The organism is Streptomyces sp. NPDC051064 (assembly GCF_044455985.1).
GTDB lineage: Bacteria > Actinomycetota > Actinomycetes > Streptomycetales > Streptomycetaceae > Streptomyces.
Genome location: NZ_JBITFK010000003.1, coordinates 70,361 through 89,895 on the forward strand (window position 1 = coordinate 70,361; position 19,535 = coordinate 89,895).

The following is a 19,535-nucleotide window of genomic DNA, read 5'->3' on the forward strand; positions in this document are numbered from 1 at the left end:
CTCCCCTGGACGGCCCACACGGTAGCCGTGAGCCGGTGGTTTATCCACACTCAGGACAAAGTTCGTTCGATTGCTGCCATACCTATTGGCGAGCCACGAAAAGAGGTCTAGCTTCGTGCGCTGTCGCAGTGACCACAGAGGTGCGGTGACGAAGAAGTGACCAGAGAAGTGACCAAGAGGGGTGGGTGACCACATGCAGCGCACACCACATCACAGGTCCAGATCGCGCCGCGGTATCGCGGCGGCCGTGGCGGCAGGTGCCCTGACCGCGTCCCTGCTCGGCGGCAACGCGGCCACTGCCAGCCCTTATCCGGATCCTGGGCTGAAGGAACGGATGGCGACAACGTTGTCCCTTCCCACGCCGCCCGGCGGGGCCGACGTCAAGGTACTGGTGTTCCACGCTTCGGCCGGCGAGGAGTCGCCGACCGTGGACGCGGGCATCGCGGCCATCGAGAAGATCGGGCTCAGCGGTCCTGAGGCCGGGCGCTTCAAGACCGTCGCCACCGACGACGCCGGGGTCTTCACCAACGGCAGGAAACTCGGCAAGTACAACGCCGTCGTCTTCCTGACCGGCGGCGGCGATGTGCTGGACCCGGAGCAGGAGGCGGGCCTGGAGGCGTACATGGAGGCCGGCGGCGGCTTCCTCGGCATCCATGACGCGGCGCGCACCGAACCGTACTCCGACTGGTTCACCGGCCTGGTCGGCGCCCGCCCGGCGGCGGACAGCCCGACAGGCGTCCAGCGGGCCACCGTGGAGATCGGCGACCGGCAGCACCCGGCGACGAAGAACCTCCCGCTGGAGTGGAAGCGCCCGGACAAGTGGCTGAACTGGAAGGACAACCCGTCCGGCGACGTGCACACCGTGGCCCGCGTCCGCGAGCTCACCTACACCCCCGGCAAGAGCGCCAACGGCTGGGACCACCCGGTCTCCTGGTGCCGTGACTACGACGGCGGGCGCTCCTTCTACACCGCCATGGGCGGTACGGCGGCGAGCTTCGCCGAGACCGACTTCCGCGATCATCTGCGCGGCGCGCTCGCCTGGACGAGCCGTCTGTCGCAGGCCGACTGCAAGGCCACGATCGACTCCAACTACGCGGCCGAGCGGCTCACCCAGCCCAATCAGCCCGGCCGGAACGACCAGATCGGCGAACCGCACGGCCTCGTGACCGCGAAGGACGGGCGGATCTTCTACATCGGGCGGGGCGGCGCGGACAGCAGCGTGCCGGTGGTCACCGACTGGAACGACCCGAACGTCGGCAAGGGCGAGGGCGAGATCCACGTCTACGACCCCGCCACCAAGAAGGTCACCCTCGCCGGCAAGCTGAGCGTCTTCGGCAACAAGGGCGGCGGAGACGAACTGGTCAAGGTGGAGGAGGGCCTGCTCGGGATCGAGCTGGACCCGGACTTCGCCACCAACGGCTGGGTGTATCTGCACTACACCCCGCACGCGAAGATCGACCGCGACAAGCAGATGGCGGTGCGCCAGGTCTCGCGCTTCACCTTCGACCACGCCACGAACAAGCTGGACCTGGCGTCCGAGAAGGTGCTCCTGCACTGGCCGGTCCAGATCCACAGCTGCTGCCACGCGGGCGGCGGGATGGCCTGGGACTCGAAGGGCAACCTCTACATCGCCACGGGGGACAACAACTCCTCCGGCTTCAGCGACGGTTACTCCGGCAACAACCCTCAGCCGAACTACAAGGGCGTGTCCTTCGCCGACGCCCGGCGCACCGCGGGCAACACCAACAACCTCAACGGGAAGATCCTGCGGATCCACCCCGAGGACGACGGCACCTACACCCTGCCCGAGGGCAATCTCTTCACGGGCAAGGAGCCGGACGAGGGCGGCGGCAAGACCCGTGGCGAGATCTACGTGATGGGTGTCCGCAACCCCGCCCGCATCTCCATCGACAAGTCGACCGACACGCTGTACGCGGGCTGGGTCGGCCCCGACGCGGGCGCGCCGAGCACGACCTGGGGCCCCGCCAAGTACGACACGTTCGCGGCGATCACCAAGGCCGGCAACCACGGCTGGCCGTACTGCATGGGCAACAAGCAGCCCTACCGGGACCGCAACCTGCCCGATCCCACCAAGCCGCTGGGCTGGTACGACTGCGACGCGCCGAAGAACGAGTCGCCGAACAACGACGGCCTGGTCAAGCTGCCGCCGGTGACCGGCAACACCATCTGGTACTCGCCCCAGGGCGGCGGCATCGACTACCCGCGGGACGCGAACGGCATCCCGAGCTACAAGGTCGAGGACCAGAAGCAGCTCCTGCCCTGGCTCAAGGGCGGCGGCCAGGCCACGATGAACGGCCCGGTCTACCGCTACGACGCGGCGAGCACCAGCGAGGCCAAGTGGCCCTCGTACTGGGACGGGAAGTGGTTCGTCGGTGACTTCTACGACGACACCCAGCCGCGTCACGCCGTGCTGACCGACCCGAAGACGGTCGGCAAGGGCGGACTGCCCACGCACGCCGAGTCCCTGAAGAAGATCATTCCGGTCGGTGCGGACGGCATCCGCAACCTCATGGACTGGAAGTTCGCCCCGGACGGCTCGCTCTACGTCCTGGACTACGGGCGCGGCTTCTTCACCTCCGACTCCAAGTCCGCGCTGTGGCGCGTGACGTACAAGGGCGGCGGTCCGACCCCGGCCGCCGCAGACCTGGCCAGGAAGGCGGCAGCGCAGTGAGACACCCTTCACTCCTCACGCGACGGCGGTACGGGCCCGCCCGATGGTGGCTCGCCCTGCTCGGTTCGTTCCTGATGGTCCTCGGGCTGGCGTCGACCGCAGCCTACGGACGGGACGACAGCAGGGCGGCCGCGGCCGACCAGGTTCTCAACTGGACCGCGGGCGACCCCATCGACCACTACCTGACGGCGCCGAAGACGGCGGTGGCGGGCGCCGCGACCATCGTCTTCGAGAACAGCGCGGCCACGGGCAACACGACGGGCATGCCGCACACGCTGACGTTCAGCGTCTCGGACCCGGAGTTCAACAACGACGTCGCGGTCAACATCCTGGCCAACCCCAGTGACAGCGAGGGCGGCAAGCACAGCGTCGAGGTCACTCTCACACCCGGCCGCTACTTCTACCACTGCACGATCCCCGGCCACGGCTCGATGCAGGGCATCCTCACGGTGAGCGAGGACGGTGGCGGCGGTGACGACACCACCGCCCCCGAGACCTCGGCGACGGTGGACGGCGACAAGAACGCCGACGGCGCGTACATCGGCCAGGCCACCGTCACCGTGGCGGCGACGGACGCGGGATCGGGGGTCGACACCGTCGAGTACGCGGTCGGTGCGGACGGCGCCTGGCAGCCGTACACCGCGCCCGTCGTGGTGGACGAGGTGGGCAGCCACACCATCCGCTACCGCGCCACGGACAAGTCGGGCAACGCGGCGGAGGAGAAGTCCGTCGACTTCGCGGTCGCCGCGCCGCCGACGGACGACAGGACCCCGCCGGAGACCTCCGCGACCGTCTCGGGCGAGAAGGACGACGCGGGCGCGTACCTCGGCATGGCCACGGTCACCGTGACCGCGTCCGACACCGGGTCAGGGGTCAACACCATCGAGTACGCCGTCGGGGCAAACGGCGCCTGGCAGCCGTACACCGCACCCGTGATGGTGCACGAGGTCGGTGCCCACACGGTCCGCTACCGCGCCACCGACAAGTCGGGGAACGCGGCCGAGGAGAAGTCCGTCGGCTTCACCGTCGTCGAACCGCCCTCGCAGGACAAGACGCCGCCGGAGACCTCCGTGGTCGTGACGGGCGACAAGAACTCGGACGGCGCGTTCATCACGAGCGCCGAGGTCACCCTCAGCGCGACCGACGACGACTCGGGCGTGGACAAGGCCGAGTACTCCCTCGACGGCGGCCCGTACCTCGCGTACTCCTCCCCCGTCATCGTCGACCGCGTCGGCCACCACACGTTCGCCCACCGGGCGACGGACAAGGCCGGCAACACCTCGGAGGCGAAGCAGAGCTCGTTCACCGTCGCGCAGAGCGGCGGTGTCCCGGCACCCAACTGCCCCGAGTTCGACGAACGGCTCACCGTCATCGTCGGCACGGTCGACACCGGTGTCCCCAACCGCCTCACCGGCAACCGCTGCACGATCAACGAGCTCATCGAGGACGAGAAGGACTGGTCCTCGCACGCCCTGTTCCTCAAGCACGTCGACAAGGTCCTGGACAAGCTGCTCACCGACGGGGTCATCGACGCCCGTGAGCACAAGAAGATCTACAAGGCGGCCAAGCAGTCCGGCATCGGCAAGCCGGGCCAGGACGAGGGCTACCGCAAGCTCTTCGACGGCACCGCCGCGTCCCTCGCCAAGTGGGAGCAGGTCGGCGGCGGACAGTTCGCGCTGAACGAGGAGGAGGGCTCGATCACCAGCTCCACCACGGTGGACGGCATGGGGATGCTCTGGTTCCCGTCCCGGCAGTACGGGGACTTCTCGCTGAAGCTCCAGTGGCGGGACGACGCCCCGGAGGGCGGCAACGCCAACGGCGGGGTCTTCGTCCGCTTCCCGAACGTCCACGACCACCCGGAGGAGTCCCGTCCGGAGTGGGTCGCCATCAAGTACGGCCATGAGATCCAGGTCAACGACCGGCCCGACGGCGACATGTACAAGACCGGGTCCGTCTACGGGTTCGACCGGGTCGGTCTCGGCGGGGCCGGGGTCACTCCCAAGGGCACCTGGAACGACTACGAGATCCGGGTGGTGGACCAGCACTACTCGGTCTACCGCAACGGTGTCCTGCTGAACGAGTTCGACAACAACGGCGGCCAGCTCTTCGAGCCGCCGCGGGGCGACGACCCGGGCACCGACGGCCGGCGGTACGCCTCCGGTTACATCGGGCTCCAGGTCCACAGCACCACGGACGTGATCTCGTACCGCGACATCCGTATCCAGGAGTTGTAGGGGCGAGGCGCACTCACGAGGCCGTGGCCGCATGCTCCGGCATGTGGTCACGGCCTCCTGGGTGCCGGTGGCGCCACACCCAGAAGACCGTGCAGGAGACCAGGGACCAGGCCGCCAGCACCAGGAACGGGAAGGCGTACTGGTGGCCCTGGTAGTAGACCGCAGTGTGCTGGGCGTTGACCGACGCCCCCGGCGGCAGCCAGCGCCCGATGTGGCCGAGCGCCGAGGGCAGCAGCGGCCAGGACACCGCTCCCCCGGACGACGGATTGCCCAGCAGCACCATGAGTCCCCAGGTGGGAAGCATCGCCCAGCGCCCCATCAGGGTGTTGAACATGGTGAAGACCATGCCCGACGTGAACATCGTGAACGACAGGATCAGCCAGGACTCGACGAACGGCAGGTCCAGCGCGCCGATCAGCCAGTCCACCACGGCGGCGATCGAGAAGCCGCCCAGCAGGGCGTAGGCGACGGTGAAGGCGATCCGCTCCAGGGGATTCAGCGCTCGGGCGTGCACGCTGAGCTGGATGGCTCCGACGAAGCCGACGATGACGGCGGCCAGCGAGATGTAGAAGAGCGCCAGCCCGCGCGGGTCGCCCTTCTGGAGCGGCTTGACGTCCGTGATCGTGACCGGGGCCCCGGTGGCCTTCGCGACCTTCGCCCCCGTCTCGGCGAGAAGTTGGGCGACCGTGGCCCCGGCGGCACCGGCGATGTCCATGGCCACCCCGCGCTCGCCCGGCCGCAGGGTCACGAAGACCTTCTGCTCCTCCATGGCCTCGCGGGCGCCGGCCCGGGTGGCGTACGGGTGCAGGCGCAGGGAGGCGTCGAGGGCCTTCTCCATCCCGGCGACGAACTGCTTCCCGCCCCGGGCCTCGACGTCGCCGACCACCGCGGCGGGGATCCGGCGCGGCGTCGGGTCGGCCATCGTGTAGGTGTACGAGCCGGCGAAGAGCCCGGCCGCGGCGGCGAGGATGAAGAGCAGCACGAAGGCGGGGACGTACGGGGACTGTTTGTACGATGCCCACTTCTCGGCCCGGGTCGGGGGTCTGCCGTGGGCGCCGTGCGCCGGGTGCTCGGTCCCCTCGTCGGCGCTCATGCGTCTCCGTCGTCCTGCCGGGCGCGGCTGGGCTGCACCCGCTTCGGCTCGCCCGGCATCTTCGGGTACTCCGGCGGATAGGGCAGGTCGCCGAGCTTGTGCTCGTGCTCGTCCCGCCTCGCCAGTTCCAGCAGCTGGTCGAGGCGGAAGGCGTGGTCGTCCATGTCGGCGTGCAGGTCACCCACCTCGGCGTAGCGCGCGGGCATGGTGCGCAGGTCGAAGTCGCGGGGCTCGGCGTCGTCGATCTCCTCCCAGCGCAGGGGGGCGGAGACCGGGGCGTGCGGGAAGGGGCGTACGGAGTAGGCGGAGGCGATGGTGCGGTCGCGGGCCGTCTGGTTGTAGTCGACGAAGATCCGCTCGCCCCGCTCCTCCTTCCACCAGGCGGTGGTCACCCGGTCCGGCATCCTGCGCTCCAGTTCCCGTCCCACCGCGATGGCGGAGCGCCTGACCTGGGTGAAGGTCCACTCCGGGACCAGCGGGACGAAGACGTGGATGCCCCGCCCGCCGGAGGTCTTGGGCCAGCCGCGCAGCCCGTGGTCCTCCAGGACCGACCGCAGTTCGTGGGCGGCCCTCACCGCGTCGGCGTAATCGGTGCCGGGCTGCGGGTCGAGGTCGATGCGCAGCTCGTCGGGGTGGTCGGTGTCCGCCCTGCGCACGGGCCAGGGGTGAAAGGTGAGGGTGCCGAGATTGACCGCCCAGAGGACGGCGCCCAGCTCGGTGGGGCACATCTCGTCGGCGTGCCGGCCGCTGGGGAATTCGATCCGGGCGGTAGGGGTCCAGTCGGGGAGGTTCTTCGGCGCGCGCTTCTGGTAGAAGAAATCACCCTCGACCCCGTCGACGAAGCGCTGGAGGGTGGTCGGCCGCTCGCGCAGGGCTCGGAGGATCCCCGGCCCGACGGCCTGGAAGTAGCCGGCCACGTCCTTCTTGGTGTAGCCCTTCTCCGGGAAGTACACCTTGTCCGGATTGGACAGCCGCACGGCCCGTCCGTCCACGTCCAGCTCCACCGCTGCTCCTGCTCCCATGTCGGACACCGTAGGCCGGGCCCACATATGCCGCATATCGGAAGACGTGCTCCGCGCGGTGAGTGAGAATCGGGCCATGGACCTGCCGGTGATGCCTCCTGTGAAACCGATGCTCGCCAAGTCCGTGTCCGCGATTCCCCCCGGTATGCAGTACGAGGCGAAGTGGGACGGATTCCGGGCGATCGTGCACCGGGACGGCGACGAGGTGGTGATCGGCAGCCGGACGGGGAAGCCCCTCACCCGCTACTTCCCCGAGGTGGTCACCGCCGTGCGGGAGAATCTGCCGCCGCGGTGTGTGATCGACGGCGAGATCGTCCTGCCGTACGACGGGCGACTGGACTTCGACCGGCTGAGCGAGCGCATCCATCCGGCCGATTCGCGGGTGCGGATGCTGGCCGGGCAGACCCCGGCGGGCTTCGTCGCCTTCGACATCCTCGCCCTCGACGACACGTCCCTGCTCGCCACCGCCCAGACCGACCGGCGGACGGTCCTGGAGGGGGCGCTCGGGGACGCTTCGGCACCCGTCCATCTCGCCCCGTCGACCACGGACCCGGCCCTCGCCCAGGAGTGGTTCGAGCGGTACGAGGGAGCGGGGCTCGACGGGGTGGTCGCCAAGCCACTCGATCTGCCGTACCGGCCGGACGCCCGGACCATGTACAAGATCAAGCACGAGCGGACCGCCGACTGCGTGGTGGCGGGCTACCGCTTCCACAAGAGCGGCCCGGTGGTCGGCTCACTGCTGCTCGGTCTGTACGACGCCGGGGGCGCACTCCAGCACGTGGGAGTGTGCGCGGCCTTCTCGATGAAGCGGCGCGCGGAACTCCTGGAGGAGCTCGACCCGTTGCGCATCGACCCCTCGGAGCATCCGTGGGCGGCCTGGGCGGAGGCGGCGGCACACGAGGGGGCACGGCTGCCGGGCGCCCCGAGCCGCTGGTCCGGCAAGAAGGACCTGTCCTGGGTGGCGCTGGCCCCGGAGCGGGTCTGCGAGGTGGCGTACGACCACATGGAGGGTGACCGCTTCCGCCATACCACCCAGTTCCGGCGGTGGCGGCCGGACCGCACCCCCTCCGGCTGCACCTACGCGCAACTGGAGGAAGTGGTGCGGTACGACCTTTCCGAGGTGCTCGGCGGCCGCTGACCCGTCATGCGGTGGGCGTGGGGCAGGGGTCGTCGGTGGGCGCGTCCGTGGGGGCGGCGGGTCCGGTATCCGCGGAGGGCGTGGGACAGGCCGGGCCGGTGGTGCTCGGGTCCGGGTCGGGGGAAGTGGTCGGGTCCGGTGTCGTGGTGGGATCCGGCGTGGACGTCGGGTCGGGCGCCGTCGTCGGACCGGGGGTCGTCGTCGGATCCGTGGGCCCGCTGTCGGTCGGGTCGGGGCCGGGTTCCGTGGGCGTCGCCGAACCGCTCGGATCAGGGGTGCCCGAATCCGTCGGGGTGGGGGCCGGAGAGGTGGAGGGAGCCGGTGTGCGGGTGGGCTGCGGGCCGACGACGATGCCGCCGCCCTTGCCGGGAGCGGCCCCGCCGACCGGGCTCCTGGGGGCGTGGGGACCTCCCGCACCGGGGCTCTTCGGGATCACGCCCTCGCCGTCGGCCACGGGGTGGACGCCCTTGCGGTAGAACTCCAGCCAGGACAGGACCGTACGGAGGTAGGTGTCCGAGTGGTTGTAGCTGAGGACCGCCCTGTCCAGGTCCGCCCGTACGGACAGGTCGCGGGGCCCGGCGCAGAGGTAGTGGCCGGCGGCGAGCGCGGCGTCGGCGATGTTGCCGGGGTCCTCGCGCCCGTCGCCGTTGCCGTCCTTCCCCCAGTGGGCCCAGGTGGAGGGGATGAACTGCATGGGCCCGACGGCCCGGTCGTACCGGGCGTCGCCGTCGTACGCGCCGCCGTCGGTGTCGGCGATGTGCGCGAAGCCGCTGCCGTTGAGGACGGGGCCGAGAATCGGCGTGAGGGTGGTGCCGGCGGCGTCCACCCGCCCCCCGCTCGCGTGGCCGGACTCCACCTTGCCGATCGCCGCGAGTAACTGCCAGGGCAGACGGCAGCCGGGGTCGCTGCGGCCGAGCGCTCTCTGCGCGTCGCGGTAGGCGGCCAGGACGGTGGCGGGGATGCCCGCCTCGGCCCAGGACTGCGCCACGGCGGGTCGGGGCTTCCTGTCGGTGCTCTTCGGCGGCTCCGGTGACTCCAGGGGTGGCAGCTCGGTGTGGTAGCTGTCGTCGTTCGGCACCTCGGTCCAGACCACGTCGTCCGACGCCACGTTCTTCATGTCGTCGGCACCTCCGCCGCCCGTGAGCCCCGGGGCCTGGGACGCGGTGAGCGCCGCCATGGCCGCGACCGCGGTGGCCGTGCCGGCGAGTCCGCGGCGCATGGTTCCGTCGAACCTCATGTGTCCTCCCTCTCCTGGGTCATCGCGTGAACGTGTCGATGGCCGCGATCCGCCAGGTGTCCCCGCGGCGAACGGCGTCCACGGCGAACATGGCGGCGGCGTACGTCGTCTCCTCCTCCTTGCCGGTACGGGTGTTGCTCTGGTCGGCGAAGATCAGCAGCCGGGCCCGGTCGCCGTCGAGCAGTTCGACGCCGCTCCGGGTGACGGTCGTGGTGAGGACGAGTTTCTGCTTCGGCGCCTGCGCGCGTACCTCCGCGAGCATGTCCTTGTGCTGCTGGACCGCCTTGCCGGTCAGGTGCTTCCGCGCGGCCCGGTCGGACTTGGCCGGCGAGGCGTAGTCGTAGGAGAAGACCGCGCCGACGGCCTCGGTGATCTGTCCCTTGACCTCGCTGGTCCTGCCGATGTCGGTGAGGGCCGCGTTCTGCCGGCTCGGCTCGTCGCGCAGCGCTCCGGCCGAGGTGAACGACCAGACGGCGAAGGCGCCGAGGAGGACCGTCGCGGCGCAGAGGACGGCGGGCAGCCTGATGCGCAGGCGGGGCAGCCGTCTGCGCGGCGGCCCGTCGCCTGCGGCCTCCTCCTCCGTCCCGGCCCCGTCCTCGGGCGCTTGGGCGGCGGCCGTGTCCGCCGCTTCCGGTGGCTCCGTCGCCCCGGGTGTCCCAGGAGCTCCGGGCGCCGGTCCCGGTGCCGCGGCCGTACGCGGCGGCGCGGTCGTGGCGGCGACGGTGGCGAGCCGGCGGCGGCGGTTGACGAGGTGACGGGTCGTCGACATGTCGGGGTCCTCTCGAAGGCGTGCGTGGCGGACGGGCGGGGTCAGCCGGTGGTGTTTCCGACGGGCGCCTGGCCGAGGGCGCTGAGCTTCCACCCGCCGGGGGTGCGGGTGAGCTGCCCCAGCATCCGGCTCTCCTTGACCGCGGGCTCGCCCTCGGGGGCGGTGACGGTGACCCGCAGCGCCACCATCACACCCGCCTTCCCCTCCCGGTCGTCCAGCTCCGTCACCGCTCCGGACAGGACCTTGGCGGTGCTGACCGTCCTGGCCGCCTCGATCTGCTTGACGAACGCGTCCCGCCCGTCGACGAGTTGCTTGTGCAGCTCACCGGTGGTCGAGTCCTCCCAGCTGTCGAGCCCTTCGGCGAGCCGGGCGTGGTCGAGCGTGTTCATGTTCTGCACCCCCTGCTCCCCCGCCGCCAGCGCGTCGTCGCGGGCCTGCGCGTAGGCCGCCGAGTCGTCGTGCGTGGCCTCGTAGCGGGACCAGCCTCCCCAGCCCGCGGCGACGGCGGCCGCGACCGTCAGCGCGACCGCTGCCGCCCGCAGCGGATTCCTCGTCGTGCGTACCCGTGCCATCTCGGTGCTCCCCTACCTGGAGGTGATGTCGACGATCCGCCAGTGCCCGTCCCGCAGTTCCGCGGTCACGGACAGCTGCGCCGCCGCCGTGGTGGCGGGCTTCCCCTCGCGCTCGTAGATCTGGTCGAGGAAGACGAGGAGGCGGGCGCTGCTGCCGGTGAGCCGGGTGACTCCGGCGCGTACGGCCTCGCTGGTGAGCGTCAGCTTCTGGTCCGCGGCCTGCTTCTCGACCTGGCCGAACAGCGCCGCGTACTGCTGGAGGGCCCGGCCGCCGAGCAGTTGCTTCGCCGACTCCTTGGTGGCGCCGGTGGTCTGCGGGCTGTACGAGAAGACCTTGCCCAGCGCGCTGCTCACGTCGCCGGCGACCCGGGTGGTCGCGGTGGAGTCCGTCAGGGCGTGGTTGGAGGTGGCTGGGGTGTCGCGCAGCCGCTGCCCCTGGACGAACAGGGTGGCGCCCACGCCCAGCAGGGCGACTGCCAGCAGTGCCGCGGCCGGGCGGGCCCACCTCCGACGGGCGGGGGGAACGTCCGGCGCGGGATCCGCGTCCGGTACGGGGTCGAGGTCCGGCGGGATCGTCGCTGTTCCCGTGTTCTGCTTCATGAGCCGCTCCCGACCGGTAGCGCGTCAAGTGCCTTGATCTTCCAGCCGTCCCCGGTCCGGGCGAGCGTCGCCTCGAAGCGTTTGCGCTCCGTCCCGCCCTTGCCGGTGCGTGGGGTGATCTCGACGTCGACGGTCGCGATGAGCGCCGCGGTGCCGGCCCGGTCGTCGAGCACGGTGAGGGCGGCGTCGGTGACCTTGCCGCGCACGGTGGCGCCGGACTCGGTGAGCTCGCCGGCGTCCTTCTTCCGGGTGCGCTCCAGCCGGTCGTGCAACGGTCCGGTCGAGGCGTCCAGCCACGCGGTGAGGCCGGACTTCACACGCGCGGCGCTCTTGCCGTCCATGCTGGTCAGCCGGGCGAGGTGCCGCCTGCCGTCGGCGAGGGCGGCGTCGCGGCTCTTCGCGTACGCCAGCGTGTCGTCCCCCCGGGCCTGGGCGTACGACCAGGTGCCGAGCGCGCAGACCAGCACGGCGGTGAGCAGGGCGGCCCAGCCGAGCCCCGTTCTCGTACGGTCGCTCATGAGCCGCCTCCCAGGCCCAGCAGGCCGGCCATACCGTCGGCCTGCGGCACGGTGGCCTTCCCGGTGGTGCCGAGCGTGTCCGGGAGGAGGCCGGAGCCCGGCGTGAACGGTTCGGGTACGGGGCCGCCCTTCGGGGCGTTGGCGCTGCCGCGGACGTTGATGCCGCTGCCGGGCGAGGACGCGCAGCGGGCCTTGGTGTTGGCCGCGGGGGCCGCCGAGACGTCGGTGCCGGGGCGGTAGGTGGTGGAGCCGTATCCGGCGGTGCAGGGCAGTGGTTCGAAGAAGGTGACCGACATGCCGAACCTGGCCCCGTCCTGGTCGACGGCGCCGGCGCCGGCGGCCGCGACGGCGGGGAGCTTGACCAGGAGTTCCTCCAGTCCGCGCTGCCGTGTGACGGCGACCTCGGAGGTGGTGAGGAGGTTGGCGACGACCACGCCGAAGGCGGGGTCGAGGTCGCGCAGCAGGCCGCTGATCTGTTCGGTGGCATCGGGCGCCGCGGCGATGAGCCGGCGCAGGTCGGTGTCGGATCCCTTGAGTTCGGCGGCGAGTTCTTCGGCCCCGGAGGCGAAGCCCTTGAGTGCTTCACCCTGTTCGTTCTGGGTGCGCAGCACGGTCTCACCGTCGGCCATCAGCTTCGTGGTGGTCGGCAGGGCCTCGTCGGCGGCCTCGATGAACTCGCTGCCGGTGTCGAGCAGGACCTGGAGGTCGTCGCCACGCCCGCTGAACGCCGTGCCGAATTCGTCGACGACCGTGCGCAGGGCTTCCGTGTCGACGGAGGCCGTCAGGTCGTTGACGCCGACGAGGACGTCGGTGACGGGTGCGGGGATGGTGGTGTCGGCCTGGTCGATGACCGAGCCGTTCTCCAGGAAGGGGCCGTCCGCGCGGGTGGGGCGCAGGTCGATGTACTGCTCGCCGACCGCGGAGAGGTTGGCGACGACGGCCTGCAGGCTGTCCGGGATGCGCGGCGCGTCGTTCTCGATGCGCAGTTCGGCCTCGACCCCGTCGTCGGTGAGCTCGATCGGGCCGACCCTGCCCACGGACACGCCTCGGTAACTGACGTTGGAATGGGTGTACAGACCTCCTGTCTGCGGCAGTTGCACCGTGACGGTGTAGTAGTCGCGCAGCCCGACGTAGTGGCCGAGGTCGGCGTACCGCACCCCCAGGAAGCCGAGGACGAGTACGGCGATGACGAGGAAGGCGATGTTCTTGAGCCGGATGGCGAGGGTGATCATCAGCGGGTGCCCTCCGTTCCCGGTGGGGTGACCGAGGGGAGCGGCAGGGGCAGCGCCGCCCCGGACGTCTTCTGCGCGCCGGACTCCGTGGGCGGGGTGAGTGCGGGGATGACCTGGGTGCCGGGCTGGGCGGTCACGTCCAGGTAGACGTTGAGGTAGTCGCCCTTCACCCCGCGGAGCACCTCGTCGGTGAACGGGTAGGTGACCAGCACCTGGAGGGAGTCCGGCAGGTCGTTGCCGGAGTCGGCGAGCGCGGTGAGCGTGGGTGCGATGGCCTTGAGGTCGGCGATCATGTCGGCCTTGCTCTTGTTGATCGTGTCGACGGCGACGGTGGAGAGCGAGTCGAGCGAGCGCAGCATGGTGAGGAGCGATCCGCGCTGCTTCTCCAGGACCTTCAGACCGGGGCTGAGACCGGTGAGGACCGTGCCGACGTCCTGTTTGCGGGTGGCGAGGGTGGCGGAGAGCCGGTTGACGCCGTCGAGTGCCTGGGTGATGTCCTCCTTGTGGCCGTCCAGGTTCGTGACGAGGGTGTCGACCCGCTTCAGCATCGAGCGGATCTGCGGTTCCTGTCCGGCGAGTGCCTTGTTGAGCTCGGTGGTGATGGTCCTGAGCTGGTCGACCCCACCCCCGTTGAGGAGCATCGACAGGGCGCCGAAGACCTCTTCGACCTCCGGGTTGCGGTTGGTGCGGGAGAGCGGGATCCGGTCACCGTCCTTGAGGGCGCCCTGGGCGGTGCCGGCGCTCGGGGGCGAGAGCTGGACGAACTTCTCGCCGAGAAGGCTGGACTGTTCGAGGTGGGCGTAGGCGTTGGCGGGCAGGTCGATCTTCCCGTTGACGCGCATGGTGACCTTGGCGGTCCAGCTGCCCGGGGTCAGGGCGATCTCGGTGACCCGGCCGACGGCTACGTCGTTGACCTTGACCGAGGACTGCGGGGCGAGACTGAGGACGTCGCCGAACTCGGCGGTGATCTCGTACGGGTGGTCTCCGAGATCGGCCCCGCCGGGCAGCGGCACCTGCTCGATGCCCGAGAACGACGGCAGGCCGACGGTCGTGGCGACCAGCACGAAGCCGACACCGGCGGCGACCAGGGCGCCGAGGCCCGTGACCGCGCGGGTGCCGGGACTGCGCAGGGCGGGGCTCATGGGGTCGCCTCCTTCTTCTCGTCCGTTCCGGTCTTCGTCCCGGACTTCTCCGGGGTGCCGTAGACGGTGCCGACGGCGGGCAGCGGGAGTGCGGGCAGTGCCTCCTGCCGGGTGGTGTCCACCGGGGCCAGCCCTCGCAGTCCGGCGGCGCCGGTCTCGGTCCCGGTGAGCGGCCCGCCCATCGACAGTTCGTTGAGGTCGGTGCGCCCGTTGAGGGTGCGGTTCGCCGGGTCGTAGGCGTTCAGCACGTTGCCCGCCGCGAGGGGCAGCGTGTCGAGGGACTCGGCGAGCGAGGCGCGCTGGTCGACCAGGGTCTGGGTGAGCGGCAGCAGAAGGTCCACGTTCTGCTTGAGGGCGCCGCGGTTCCTCTGGATGAAGCCCTTGACCTGGCCGAGCGCCTTGCCCAGTTCCTTCAGGGCCGCGCTGAGGTTCTTCTTGTCGTCGGCTAGGAAGCCGGTGACGGTGTTCAACTGCTGCTCGGCGGCCCGCACGTCGCCGTCGTTGTCCTTCAGCACCGTGGTGAAGGTCTGCAGGTAGGACAGCGTGTCGAAGAGGTTCCCGCTGCTCCTGTCGAGCGTCTTCGTCGCCTTGCCGAACTGTTCGACGGAGTCTCCGATGGCCTTTCCGTTGCCGTCGAGGTTCTTGGCCCCGGTGTCGAGGAGTTCCGCGAGCGCGCCGTCCGTGTTGGCGCCGTCCGGGCCGAGAGCCGTGGAGAGCTCGGTGATCGACTCGTACAGCTGGTCCACCTCGACGGGGGTGGCGTTGTGGGCGGCCGGGAGTACGGCGTCGTCCTCGAGCCGCGCTCCCCCGGTGTACGCCGGCGCGAGCTGTACGTACCGGTCAGCGACCAGACTGGGGGCCACGACGACGGCGTGCGCCTCCTTGGGAACCTTGACGCCCTTGTCGAGCCGCAGGGTGACCCTGACCTCCTTGCCGCTCGGTTCGACGGATGCGACGGTGCCGACCTTCACACCGAGGATCCGCAGGTCCGATCCGGCGTACACGCCCGTGGCCTGGTCGAAGTAGGCGGTGACGGTGGTCTTCCCCTGGTCGTCCATCGCCATCACACCCGAGGTGGCGGCGACCGCCACGACCGCGAGCCCGGCGCCGATCCCGATGATGCGTGTGCGTCTCATGTCAGCGCCCTCCCTGCTTCGGTGGCATGCAGTCGCCGTCCTCGGGGGGTGTGCCGGCGGGCAGGTAGCTCTTCGGGACGACCCCGCAGACGTAGTTGTCGAACCAGCGGCCGTTGCCGAGGGTGTTGCCGACGAGCCGGTTGTAGGAGCCGGCCAGGGAGAGGACCTTGTCGAGGCTCTTGCGGTTCTTCACCAGGACCGAGGTGACCCGTCCCAGCGAGTCCAGGGTGGGTTTCAGCTGCTTGTCGTTGTCCGTGACGAGCCCGGTGAGCTGCGTCCCGAGGTTCCGGGTGCCGGTGAGCAGCAGGTGGATGGAGTCGCGGCGCGCCTGGATCTCGCCGAGGAGCAGATTTCCGTCCTCCAGGAGGGTCTCGAAGCTGCTCTTCTTGCTCGCGAGCGTCTTGGTGAGCTGCTTGCTGCCCTTGAGGAGGGTGGCGAGCTGGGCGTCCCGCTCGGACACCGTCCTCGACAGCGCCGACAGCCCGTTCGCCGCACTGCGTACGTCGGGTGGTGAGTCCTTGAACGTCTCGGAGATCGTCTCGAAGCTCTGGGCGAGCTGGGCGGTGTCGATCGCTTCGATCGTCTCGCCGAGTCCGTTGAACGCCTGGGTGACGTCGTACGGGGACGTGGTGCGGCTCGCGGTGATGCGGGAGTCCGGGTCCTGCCGGTCGTTGCCGAGGGGGTCGACGGCGAGGTACTTGTCGCCCAGGAGGGTCTTGATGGCGATGCCCACGGTGGAGGAGTTGCCGATCCAGGCGTTCTTGACCCGGAAGTCCACCTTCACCTTGGCGCCGTCGAGCGAGACGCCGGTGACCTCGCCCACCTTCACTCCGGCGATCCGTACCTCGTCGCCCTCGTCGAGGCCGGCGGATTCGGTGAAGTCGGCGCTGTAGGTGGTGCCGCCACCGATGAAGGGCAGTGCGTCGGCACGGTAGGCGGCGAGGCCGACGAGTGTCAGGACGAGGAGTCCGACGATGCTGACGGCGACGGGGTTGCGTTCCCGTACGGGCTTGATTCTCATCCCTGACACCTCGGCTGGTCGATGGTGACGCCGGTGGGCGGCGCGCTGCCGTCCTCGGTCGTCACACCGTTGACCCTGGCTTCGCAGAGGTAGAGGTTGAGCCATGACCCGTACGAGGTGAGGCGGGTGATCGCCTCCATCTTGGCCGGGGTCTTCTGCAGGAAGCTCTCGATCTTGGGGGCGTTCTCGTCGAGCCCTCCGGTGAGCCGTCCGAGCTGGGCGATGTCCTCCTTGAGCGGCTTGCGGCCGTCCTGGAGGAGGTCCGCGGTGACGGTGGTGAGCGCGCCCATCGCCGTGACCGCCTCGCCGAGCGGCTTGCGGTCGCCGGAGAAGCCCGTGACGAGCTTCTGGAGGGTGACGACGAGGTCGTCGAAGCCCGCCTCCCGGTCGTTGACGGTCTTCAGGACCGTGTTGAGGTTCCTGATCACCTCGCCGATCACCTCGTCCTTGGCCGCGACGGTGCCGGTCAGCGATCCGACGTGGGAGAGGATGCTGTCGACGGTGCCGCCCTCGCCCTGGAGGACCTGGACGATCGAGCCGGCGAGCTGGTTGACGTCCGGTGGCGACAGCCCCTCGAAGAGCGGCTGGAAGCCGTTGAAGAGCTGGGTGAGGTCCAGCGCGGGTGTGGTGCGCGAGAGCGGGATGGTCTCTCCCGACCTGAAGCTCGCGCCGACGGGCCCGGCGCCCTGGTCGAGGTCGATGTAGCGCTGGCCGACCATGTTGAGGTACTTGATCGAGGCGGTCACCGAGGCGGGCAGCTTCCGGCCCTTCCGGACGGCGAAGCCGACCTCGGCCAGCCGCTTGTCGGCGACCTGGATGGATTCGACCTGCCCCACCTTGACGCCGGCGATCCGGACGCTGTCGCCTACGACGAGTCCGGTCGCGTCGGTGAACCGCGCCTTGTACGAAACGGTGTCGCCGACGCCGGTGTTGGCGATGGACAGTCCCAGGACGGTGGTGGCCAGGGCGGTCACCACGACGAAGACGATCGACTTCACGAGGGGTCCCGCGAGGGAGCGGCGCTTCACTTGAGCTTCACCTCCGCACCGCGGAAGGCCGGACCGATGAGCACGCCGCTCCAGTCGGGCAGGTTCTGGGGCCGCACATTCAGGGAGGGGGCGACGAGCTCGTTGACGAGTCGGCTCTCCTCCGGGGAGTTGGGCATGCCGAGGGCCGTGTCGGCGGCTCCGGTGTCCTGGCCGGCCGCGCCGGCGGCGCTGTCCGTGACGGAAGCGGTCCGGGCGTCGGCGGTCGGCACCGGCCTGCCGGTGTACGGCACCGAGTAGCAGTGCGGCCCGCCGGTCGCGTCGTAGACCGGGGTGTCCTTGCCCGCCACGTACGTGCCCTTCGACTCCACGGGCTTGAGGGTGACGTGGAGGCCGGGCCGGTCGGTGCCCTTGCCGAGCGCCTTGTCCATGGCGGGCACGAAGCCGGCCATCGTACGCAGGGTGCAGGGGAAGGCGTCCGAGTACTCCGCGAGGAGTTCCAGCGTCGGCCGGCCCGAGGCGGAGAGGCGGATGAGGTTGTCCTTGTTCTTGCGCAGGAAGGAGGTGACGTCCTGGGCGGAGGCGGTGGTGGAGCCGTACAGACCGGCGAGTTCCGCCTGCTGTTCGGCGATGGTGCCGCTGGTGGTGGTGAAGTCGGTGAGCGCGTCCAGGACGTCGGGGGCGGCGTCCGCGTAGAGCCTGCTGACCTTGACGAGTTCCTTGATGTCCGCGTTGAGCGTGGGGAGTTGCGGGTTGAACTCCCTGAGGTGGGCGTCGAGGGTGACCAGCGTGTCGCCGAGCTTGTCGCCGCGTCCTTCGAGCGCCTGCGACACCGCGTTGAGGGTGGCGGCGAGCTTCTGCGGCTGGACGGCGGTCAGCATCGGCAGGACGTTGTCGAGGACCTCCTCCAGCTCGATGGCGTTGGAGGAGCGGTCCTGCGGGATCACGGCACCGGCCCGCAGGGTCTGCGTGGACGGGACGGACGGAGGTACGAGGGCGACGAACCGCTCGCCGAAGAGGGTGGTGGGCAGCATCTGTGCGGTGACGTCCGCGGGTATCTGCTCCAGCCGGCCGGGCTGGATGGCGAGGGTCAGCCGCGCCCCGTCCCCGGCCGCCTCGATGTCACGCACCTCGCCGATCACGACTCCGCGCAGCTTCACCTCGGCGTTGTCGTGCATCTCGTTGCCGACGCTTCCGGTGCGTACGGTCACGGTGGCGTCGTCCGTGAAGTCCTTCTCGTAGACGGAGACCGACAGCCATACGAGCACGGCGGGCACGAGCACGAAGGCCACACCCGCGAGTCTGCGGCGCACCGTCCGCGCCGTTGGGGAATGCATCAGCCGGCCACCTTCACCGTTGTCGTCGCGCCCCAGATGGCGAGCGAGAGGAAGAAGTCGGTGACGCTGATCAGCACGATGGCGTTGCGCACCGAGCGGCCCACGGCCACTCCCACGCCGGCCGGGCCGCCGGTGGCGTGGAAGCCGTAGTAGCAGTGGGCGAGGATCACCAGCACACTGAAGATCAGCACCTTGAGCACCGACAGCAGTACGTCGTCCGGGGAGAGGAAGAGATTGAAGTAGTGGTCGTAGGTGCCCGCCGACTGCCCGTTGAACAGGACGGTGATGTAGCGGGACGCCAGGTAGGAGGAGAGCAGCCCGATCGCGTACAGCGGGATGATGGCGACGACGCCGGCGATGATCCGCGTGGTGACGAGGTAGGGCATGGAGCGCACGCCCATCGCTTCGAGGGCGTCGACCTCCTCGTTGATCCGCATCGCGCCGAGCTGGGCGGTGAAGCCGGCGCCGACGGTCGCGGAGAGGGCGAGGCCCGCGACGAGCGGGGCGATCTCGCGGGTGTTGAAGTAGGCGGAGATGAAGCCGGTGAAGGCGGAGGTGCCGATCTGGTCGAGGGCCGCGTATCCCTGGAGGCCGACGACCGAGCCGGTGGCGAGGGTCATCGCGATCATCACGCCGATGGTTCCGCCGATGACACCGAGGCCGCCGCTGCCGAAGGCGACCTCGGCGAGCAGCCGCTGCACCTCCTTGAGATAGCGGCGCAGCGTCCGGGGGATCCAGACGAGCGCCCGTACGTAGAAGGTGAGTTGCTCCCCTGAGCGGTCGAGCCAGCCGAGCATGGACATCGG

General features: G+C 70.2%; 17 protein-coding genes. 3 read left to right on the forward strand and 14 right to left on the reverse strand.

Features of this window, described 5'->3' with window-relative positions; genetic code table 11:
* Window positions 1-247 precede the first annotated feature (247 nt).
* Window positions 248-2,692 (forward strand): ThuA domain-containing protein, encoded by a 2,445-nt coding sequence (locus tag ACIBCU_RS12225; RefSeq protein WP_399230997.1) that lies wholly within the window; start codon window positions 248-250, stop codon window positions 2,690-2,692.
* The gene (locus ACIBCU_RS12230) at window positions 2,689-4,926 is read left to right on the forward strand and encodes an OmpL47-type beta-barrel domain-containing protein (protein WP_399230999.1); all 2,238 of its coding nucleotides are present in this window, start codon (window positions 2,689-2,691) and stop codon (window positions 4,924-4,926) included. The genes ACIBCU_RS12225 and ACIBCU_RS12230 overlap by 4 nt, the downstream gene beginning before the upstream one ends.
* Before the next feature lie 13 nt (window positions 4,927-4,939).
* Here ACIBCU_RS12230 and ACIBCU_RS12235 read toward each other — a convergent pair whose 3' ends face one another.
* Window positions 4,940-6,019 (reverse strand): ABC transporter permease, encoded by a 1,080-nt coding sequence (locus ACIBCU_RS12235; RefSeq protein ID WP_399231001.1) that lies wholly within the window; start codon window positions 6,017-6,019, stop codon window positions 4,940-4,942.
* Window positions 6,016-7,023, reverse strand: a complete 1,008-nt coding sequence (gene ligD / locus ACIBCU_RS12240) for a non-homologous end-joining DNA ligase (RefSeq protein ID WP_362937345.1) — start codon at window positions 7,021-7,023, stop codon at window positions 6,016-6,018. The genes ACIBCU_RS12235 and ligD overlap by 4 nt, the downstream gene beginning before the upstream one ends.
* A gap of 94 nt (window positions 7,024-7,117) precedes the next feature.
* Here ligD and ACIBCU_RS12245 point away from each other — a divergent pair, with 94 nt between their 5' ends.
* Window positions 7,118-8,179, forward strand: a complete 1,062-nt coding sequence (locus ACIBCU_RS12245; protein ID WP_362937232.1) for an ATP-dependent DNA ligase — start codon at window positions 7,118-7,120, stop codon at window positions 8,177-8,179.
* 4 nt (window positions 8,180-8,183) lie between these two features.
* Here the strand turns inward: ACIBCU_RS12245 and ACIBCU_RS12250 are convergent, their stop codons facing one another.
* The 12 genes from ACIBCU_RS12250 to ACIBCU_RS12305 are packed head-to-tail and all read right to left on the reverse strand — an operon-like array spanning window position 8,184 to window position 19,532.
* Window positions 8,184-9,416: a lytic murein transglycosylase gene (locus ACIBCU_RS12250; protein ID WP_362937229.1), complete on the reverse strand. Its 1,233-nt coding sequence runs from the start codon at window positions 9,414-9,416 to the stop codon at window positions 8,184-8,186.
* 19 nt (window positions 9,417-9,435) lie between these two features.
* A complete protein-coding gene (locus ACIBCU_RS12255; protein ID WP_362937226.1) occupies window positions 9,436-10,185 on the reverse strand; it encodes a hypothetical protein in 750 nt (249 codons plus the stop codon).
* A 41-nt stretch (window positions 10,186-10,226) separates the two neighbouring features.
* The gene (locus ACIBCU_RS12260) at window positions 10,227-10,757 is read right to left on the reverse strand and encodes a nuclear transport factor 2 family protein (protein WP_399231004.1); all 531 of its coding nucleotides are present in this window, start codon (window positions 10,755-10,757) and stop codon (window positions 10,227-10,229) included.
* Between the two features lie 12 nt (window positions 10,758-10,769).
* Window positions 10,770-11,357, reverse strand: a complete 588-nt coding sequence (locus ACIBCU_RS12265; RefSeq protein ID WP_399231006.1) for a hypothetical protein — start codon at window positions 11,355-11,357, stop codon at window positions 10,770-10,772.
* Window positions 11,354-11,875, reverse strand: a complete 522-nt coding sequence (locus ACIBCU_RS12270; protein WP_362937217.1) for a hypothetical protein — start codon at window positions 11,873-11,875, stop codon at window positions 11,354-11,356. The genes ACIBCU_RS12265 and ACIBCU_RS12270 overlap by 4 nt, the downstream gene beginning before the upstream one ends.
* Window positions 11,872-13,107, reverse strand: coding sequence for an MCE family protein (locus ACIBCU_RS12275; RefSeq protein ID WP_399231008.1), 1,236 nt, complete (start codon window positions 13,105-13,107; stop codon window positions 11,872-11,874). The genes ACIBCU_RS12270 and ACIBCU_RS12275 overlap by 4 nt, the downstream gene beginning before the upstream one ends.
* Window positions 13,107-14,249: an MCE family protein gene (locus ACIBCU_RS12280; RefSeq protein ID WP_399231010.1), complete on the reverse strand. Its 1,143-nt coding sequence runs from the start codon at window positions 14,247-14,249 to the stop codon at window positions 13,107-13,109. The genes ACIBCU_RS12275 and ACIBCU_RS12280 overlap by 1 nt, the downstream gene beginning before the upstream one ends.
* A complete protein-coding gene (locus tag ACIBCU_RS12285; protein WP_399231012.1) occupies window positions 14,246-15,385 on the reverse strand; it encodes an MCE family protein in 1,140 nt (379 codons plus the stop codon). The genes ACIBCU_RS12280 and ACIBCU_RS12285 overlap by 4 nt, the downstream gene beginning before the upstream one ends.
* Before the next feature lies 1 nt (window position 15,386).
* Window positions 15,387-16,406, reverse strand: a complete 1,020-nt coding sequence (locus tag ACIBCU_RS12290) for an MCE family protein (protein ID WP_399231014.1) — start codon at window positions 16,404-16,406, stop codon at window positions 15,387-15,389.
* A complete protein-coding gene (locus tag ACIBCU_RS12295) occupies window positions 16,403-17,434 on the reverse strand; it encodes an MCE family protein (RefSeq protein WP_399231016.1) in 1,032 nt (343 codons plus the stop codon). Before ACIBCU_RS12295 ends, ACIBCU_RS12290 begins: the two co-directional genes overlap by 4 nt.
* Window positions 17,431-18,729, reverse strand: a complete 1,299-nt coding sequence (locus ACIBCU_RS12300; protein WP_399231667.1) for an MCE family protein — start codon at window positions 18,727-18,729, stop codon at window positions 17,431-17,433. Before ACIBCU_RS12300 ends, ACIBCU_RS12295 begins: the two co-directional genes overlap by 4 nt.
* Window positions 18,729-19,532 carry an ABC transporter permease gene (locus ACIBCU_RS12305; RefSeq protein ID WP_351280556.1) on the reverse strand — a complete coding sequence of 268 codons (804 nt, stop codon included), beginning with the start codon at window positions 19,530-19,532 and terminating at the stop codon, window positions 18,729-18,731. Before ACIBCU_RS12305 ends, ACIBCU_RS12300 begins: the two co-directional genes overlap by 1 nt.
* Window positions 19,533-19,535 lie beyond the last annotated feature (3 nt).